This is a genomic window from Paenibacillus sp. 01L418, from assembly GCF_056400045.1.
The window spans coordinates 1-6,181 of record NZ_JBFTSN010000381.1 but is presented as its reverse complement, the minus strand read 5'-3'; the positions used below and the strand labels follow the sequence as shown (position 1 = coordinate 6,181).

Here is a 6,181-nt window from a genome sequence, read left to right as displayed (position 1 = left end):
TGTTGGGGATTAGCCAAGCGGTAAGGCAACGGACTTTGACTCCGTCATTCTCAGGTTCGATCCCTGAATCCCCAGCCATTTATATGCGGAAGTGGCTCAGCGGTAGAGCATCGCCTTGCCAAGGCGAGGGTCGCGGGTTCGATTCCCGTCTTCCGCTCCAATTTTACACATCCAAAACACCTTGCAATGCAGGGTGTTTTTTTGTTATGAATAAGACATTAATAATGATGAGGGGTTCGCCATGCGCAAATTAGTATTTTTTGTAGGCGGTGCAGGAGCAGGCAAGACGACATTAGCGAAAGCGCTGGCGAAGAGGCGCAGTGTGGCCATTATTGATATGGATACAGTGCTTAGACCGGCAGCTGTTGCGCTTATGACGCAGGCAGGACTTGATCCGAATGACCGGGATTCAAGTCTCTATAAGAAACTGTGCCGCGATTTAGGTTATCGCATTACGATGGATGCTGCACTTGAGAATATTGCTAATGACGGCGATATATTTGTAATTGGGCCCTTCACGAAAGAAACAGAGACCCCGGACTGGATTGAGCAGGAGCTCTTCGCAATCGGGGCCTCTTTATCAGACGTTGAGGTAAAGGTCGTATTCGTTTATCTCCGTGACGACAAGGTGCATTATGAACGAATTGTGCAAAGGGGATCTATACTCGATCAGTATAAGCTGGACAACTGGAGCGAGTTTAGTCCGTCTTTAGTGAGGAGAGAGCTGAAATGGAACATTCCAGCATCCTCAGTGCTTTATTTTGACAACTCCACGCCTCTAAACGAGCAGTCTTTAGCATCTCTGGATCAATTCGTGTATGGTGGAGACGCGTTCTAAAAGCACGAACATAACAGCAGTTGAGTACCGTATTAGCATTAAAGCTTGCTAGCCGTTAGTTGTTCGAAAAGCTCCTTCGTTCTGGCGGCGTCTTTCTCATTGAAAATAACGGTTAAACCGTCAAGCTGCATGGTAATGTACGGCGGTGAGTTTTTAAATACATATAGCTTGGCAGCACCCAGCTTCTCTAAGGAAAAGTTGCCACGGGCATATTCCGCTGTCGCTGTGCCATTTGTTCTAAATCCGCTTGGGAGCGTCTCTTCAAGCGTAATTCCCTTAACGTCACTTAAATTAAAGCTGTAATCATATAAAGGGTAATCGATGGACACGATGCCGTCCTCTTTAATAGTTAGAGTAGGAGCCGTATTGTCAGATTGCACAATAAAAGCAGTCAAAGGAATGACGATCACAAGGACAAGCACGATGCCGCCGTATTGAATCCATTTTCCGGCCCGGGTTGCCATATTGACCGTTGTTCCAATTCCAACACGTTTAGGAACCATGATCGTTTGATCATCCGGGTTGTAGTAAGTAGAGCCATTAATCCAGTAGTGGTCGTCATCGGCAACAATACTTTGGCCGTCTGTTTCGGCAAGGCTTTCTTCAACCGCCTGTATCTTGTTATGTACAAAAAAGATGCTGCACAGCGGCAAGAGGGATACCATGACAATACCAATCATCCACTGCGTAAAGCTCAGCGAGCTCCCCTGTGTTAAAATCATATAAGCAACAAAAGCATTAATGCTCTCAAAAACAGCAAGGCTAGGCCAAAGCATGGACCAATAACGACGTGCTGCGCGGTTAATAGCGGCGTTGATGTCGTGGTTTTTGCTGTATACCTTCGTCTTCATTTTGCCAAAGGCAGTGTAAATGACGAATAAGATCGCTGTCATCGCGAGTGAGGCAATCCCAGTCATTTTTAAGAGAACGTCGCTGTTAAACAAGGAAACGATAATTGGGACGACAGATAAAAGAGCAGGAATTAGGAACCAATAGGGAGAAACAAGCATCGATTTTTTGAGCTGCGTTACTTTGGTATCGATACGGATCACTCGTTTTTCTCCGACAAACCATTGTTTATCCCGTTTGAGAGCAGCGGCTTTATGATGGATTTTGTTGAAAGGAAGTTTGGATGTATACAAAAAAATTGCAAACCAAAGCAGCATGTAAGTAAAGGCCAGTGAAAAGTATTTATCGAGCAGGAAAAAAGGCACTAAGGTTATTAACGTAATGCCAGCATACACAAAATATGATTTTTTATATTTTTCTTGAAGCTGCTTCATTTCTGCATCCTCGAAGGCATGTGCAGGAAACGTAACGCCAAACAATATATGATTGCTTGGTAAGGCTTGCTTCAAAAAAATAACAAGAATAGTGATGTAGGCAATAGCTGCTGGAACGATTAAAATAATATTGTTCATGAAAGGTCTCCTATTCTGGCAGGGGATGATTTTTGCTCATTGCGGCTTTAAAGATGTTCGAGCAAATGTGCATAAATTGTTCTTGCTCGATACCTTTAAGACTAGCCTCAGAAATAACAAGCTTTAATTCATACTCCAGCTTTTGGCTAAAATCGGGTTGCTTGCTCCATTCGGTGCGTACCTTGGCCCCATGACGGCGATCAATAGAAATGTATCCCTCGTTTTTGAGAAGGGCATAGGCTTTGTTCACGGTCATGGCATTTACCCCTAAATCATCAGCGAGCTGTCTTACCGTTGGCAATTTCTCCCCATAATTGAGTCCGCCTACGCCAATTCCGATGACAATTTGGTTGCGGAGCTGGACGTAGATCGGTATATCACTGTTGTAGTCGAGCGTCATAATCATCGGATCACCCCTAGCAATAAAGTATCATTTGTATTAGAGATGTTAATACAGATTATACAAAATGTCAAAATGCAGCTGAATCATTTGGACAGGCAGTCCTTGGCATGGCTATAATAAACAGAAGAAGATTTTCCTCATTTCATAAAAATATAATAAGCGATTAGCCAATAAAATTATTACTCAAGGAGAGACGATTATGATCAGATTCGGCGTTATCGGTACAAACTGGATTACAGAGTCATTTATTTCTGCGGCGAGCGAGGTTGAAGATTTCAAACTAGCTGCTGTCTATTCGCGTTCGATAGAAACAGCGAGTACATTTGCGGAGAAACATAGTATTGCTGCTACATTTACGGATATCGAAGAGATGGCGGCAAGTGGACAAATTGATGCGGTATACATTGCTAGTCCAAACTCATTTCATGCCGCTCATGCGATTGCTTGTATGAAACATGGCATTCATGTGCTCTGCGAGAAGCCGATCGCTTCGAATGCGCATGAGCTGCGCCAGATGATTGCGGCTGCGAAGGAAAACGGCGTGCTGCTCATGGAGGCGTTAAAGTCGACGATGCTGCCAGGGTTTAAGGCTGTTCAAGACAACATCGACAAGCTTGGAACGATACGGCGTTATTTTGCGAGCTATTGCCAGTATTCGTCTAGGTACGATGCCTATAAGGCGGGTACGGTGCTTAATGCTTTTAATCCTGTATTCTCAAACGGAGCGCTTATGGATCTTGGCATTTATTGCGTCTACCCGCTTGTAGCCTTATTTGGCAAGCCGGATGTGATTAAAGCGACTGGTGTCATGCTGGATTCTGGCGTGGATGGGGAAGGAAGCATCGTTCTTCAGTATGAGAGCATGGATGCGGTCATCATGTATTCCAAAATTACACATTCATCGCTGCCATCGGAGATTCAAGGGGAGAACGGCAGTATCGTAATCGATAAGATCAGTGAAATAGGGAAGGTTGAAATCCAATACCGCAACGGAACAAGCGAAGATATTTCGCAGCCTTCAAATAGCAAGTCGATGTACTATGAAGCGAAGGAATTTATCGAGCTGATTAAAGCTGGACGTACGGAGTCATCCATTAACACGTTTGCAAATTCACTCGTGACGCTGGAGATTATGGATGAGGCAAGAAAGCAGATTGGACTCGTCTACCCTGCTGATGCTATAGAAACGAAATAATATAACAGGAGCGGCGTGCAGCCGCTTCTTTTTTTATATACTTATTCGTGACTAATTGCCTATTTTTCACAGCAGCCGTTGACAAAGGGATTTAATAATGTCATTATGATAATATCAAATCGAATAAATGATATGGATCGGAGTGCAGCAGCAATGGTCGAAAATGAATCCAATTACGCAGCAGATCATTACCGATCACCTGATGGCGCGCCAGCAGATATCGTCATCTTTACGATCGTAACGACTGAAAGGCAAACGCCTAAGAAGGCGCTGCCTACGAGGGAGCTGCAGGTGCTGCTGATCAAGCGGAACATATGGCCCTTTGAAGGGCAGTGGGCGCTGCCAGGCGGCTTTACGATGGAAAATGAGACGGTATATGACTGTGCTATACGCGAGCTGCAAGAAGAGACAGYGGTTGAGGACGTGCATATTGAATATTTTAACGTGTATAGCACGCCTGGCCGTGATCCAAGGGGCTGGATTATCTCGCATGCTTTTCTAGCGCTCGTAAACGAATGTACACTTGAACAAAGGGCTGCGGCTGTAGATGCATCGGATGTACAATTGTTTACAGTCGAAGAAGCGCTTCAAATGGATTTGGCGTTTGACCATAAGCAAATCTTGATCGACGCGCTGCAAGAGATTCGCAAGAAAATGCTGACTACGAAGATAGCAAAGGAGTTTCTGCCAGAGGAGTTTACGCTTAGTGAGCTGTATCAGGTAATAAAAACGGTTGTTCCTGACTTTGAGGAGAAAAATTTCATTCGCAAATTGACCTCAACGAAAAGCCGCAGCACGATTATTGAAGAGGCGACGGATACGAATGGAAATCCGAAGCAATCCAATCAATATTCGCAGCGAGCAGCGCAATTGTACCTTTTTACAAAGGAAGAGCCAAGATTGTCTATTTATAGCTGAACGCTTACGAGGAGAGTGATGTCATGCTGAAGTTTAATGGAGTAGAGCTTGGGTTAAAACAGTTTCCGAATGGGGAGACACTCATAAACGGCGATGAAATTCTAATGCATATGGCGGAATTCAACACGATCGTATGGAAATATGAGAATGATGGCGATCTGGTTAAGCTGATGTTCATCAAGAGCTATCTCGATGATCGGCGCGTTAAATGTACGTTGACCATTTATTATTTGCCGTACAGCCGAATGGATCGAGTCGAAGGTACTTCTGCTTTTACGTTAAAATATACAGCTGCCTTTATCAATAACATGAACTTTGAATCGGTAACGATTATCGAGCCGCATTCCGATGTATCGCTTGCGCTGATCGACCGCAGTATCGGCAAATATCCTACGATTCAGCTGCTTGAGCAAGTCACGAACGAAGTAGGTTTTGATTCGGAGAAGGACTATCTTTTTTTCCCAGATGCAGGGGCGCAGAAACGTTACAGCAAGGTTCAAGGCTACCAGCAGCTGGTAGGCTACAAAGCAAGAGATTTTCAGACCGGCCAAATCAAGAGTTTGGATGTCGTTGGACATACCCCGCGTGAGGGCTTTAAGGCCATCATTGTTGATGATCTTTGTTCGTATGGCGGCACGTTTATGCTTAGCGCAGAGAAGCTGAAGGCACTTGGAGCCACGCATATTTATTTACTGGTAGGACACTGCGAGCATTCGATCTATAAAGGGAAAATATTAGAAACTGATGTTATTGATAAGGTGTATACGACCGATACCATACTTCATCAAGCAGAGCATGACAAAATTCACGTATTCGCAATGGGGGGCCTATAAGATGACGCAAACATTCGTTTATCCAGCTACGCTGCTATGTGACTTTTACAAGGTGAGCCATAAAAATCAGTACCCAAAAGGAACGGAGCTCGTATATTCGACGTGGACCGCTCGCACAAGCCGACTAGATGATATTAACGAGGTTGTCGCTTTTGGCTTCCAGTCGTTTATCAAACAATATCTCATCGATTATTTTAATGAGCACTTCTTTGCAAGAACAAAGGCAGAGGTAGCGCATGAGTACAAGAGGCTCATTCAATATGCGCTTGGAGAAGCGAATCCCGATGCATCGCATATTGAGGAGCTGCACGATCTTGGATATTTGCCGATCAAGATTAAGGCGATTAAAGAAGGTGCATTAGTACCGATAAGAGTACCAATGCTGACTATTGAGAACACGAAGCCTGAATTTTTCTGGCTGACGAACTATTTGGAGACGTTGATGTCGTGCCAGCTATGGATGCCGGCTACGAGCGCTACGCTAGCTTTTGAATATCGCAAAATTTTAGAAGCCTATGCGCTGCAGACGAGCGGCGATACAGCAGGCGTACCGTTCCAAGGCCATGATTTCTC

7 protein-coding genes and 2 tRNA genes are annotated in these 6,181 nt (G+C 44.5%); 7 read left to right on the top strand and 2 right to left on the bottom strand.

What is annotated here, in order from left to right:
* The first annotated feature begins 3 nt into the window (after nt 1–3).
* The 3 genes from AC1DSE_RS28230 to AC1DSE_RS28220 all read left to right on the top strand — a co-directional run bounded on the left by AC1DSE_RS28230 (nt 4) and on the right by AC1DSE_RS28220 (nt 838).
* Nucleotides 4–78 (top strand) — tRNA-Gln (locus AC1DSE_RS28230).
* Between the two features lie 7 nt (nt 79–85).
* Nucleotides 86–160 (top strand) — tRNA-Gly (locus AC1DSE_RS28225).
* An 81-nt stretch (nt 161–241) separates the two neighbouring features.
* On the top strand, nt 242–838 hold the full coding sequence (locus tag AC1DSE_RS28220; RefSeq protein WP_477512509.1) for a P-loop nucleotide/nucleoside kinase family protein: 597 nt from the start codon (nt 242–244) through the stop codon (nt 836–838).
* A gap of 38 nt (nt 839–876) precedes the next feature.
* On the opposite strand, the gene AC1DSE_RS28215 is transcribed toward AC1DSE_RS28220, so the two are convergent.
* Both AC1DSE_RS28215 and AC1DSE_RS28210 read right to left on the bottom strand, forming a co-directional pair.
* Complete coding sequence (locus tag AC1DSE_RS28215; protein WP_441877559.1) at nt 877–2,259, bottom strand: DUF5808 domain-containing protein; 1,383 nt, start codon at nt 2,257–2,259, stop codon at nt 877–879.
* A 10-nt stretch (nt 2,260–2,269) separates the two neighbouring features.
* Nucleotides 2,270–2,665, bottom strand: coding sequence for a GntR family transcriptional regulator (locus AC1DSE_RS28210; RefSeq protein WP_441877556.1), 396 nt, complete (start codon nt 2,663–2,665; stop codon nt 2,270–2,272).
* A gap of 196 nt (nt 2,666–2,861) precedes the next feature.
* On the opposite strand from AC1DSE_RS28210, the gene AC1DSE_RS28205 reads away from it, so the two are divergent.
* The 4 genes from AC1DSE_RS28205 to AC1DSE_RS28190 all read left to right on the top strand — a co-directional run.
* Nucleotides 2,862–3,857, top strand: coding sequence for a Gfo/Idh/MocA family protein (locus AC1DSE_RS28205; protein WP_430057112.1), 996 nt, complete (start codon nt 2,862–2,864; stop codon nt 3,855–3,857).
* A 153-nt stretch (nt 3,858–4,010) separates the two neighbouring features.
* The gene (locus AC1DSE_RS28200; protein ID WP_477528558.1) at nt 4,011–4,775 is read left to right on the top strand and encodes an NUDIX domain-containing protein; all 765 of its coding nucleotides are present in this window, start codon (nt 4,011–4,013) and stop codon (nt 4,773–4,775) included.
* Between the two features lie 23 nt (nt 4,776–4,798).
* Nucleotides 4,799–5,608, top strand: coding sequence for a ribose-phosphate pyrophosphokinase (locus AC1DSE_RS28195; protein WP_441877549.1), 810 nt, complete (start codon nt 4,799–4,801; stop codon nt 5,606–5,608).
* A 1-nt stretch (nt 5,609) separates the two neighbouring features.
* Nucleotides 5,610–6,181, top strand: a 572-nt coding sequence (locus AC1DSE_RS28190; protein WP_477528557.1) for a nicotinamide phosphoribosyltransferase domain-containing protein, incomplete at its 3' end; no start/stop codon positions are given.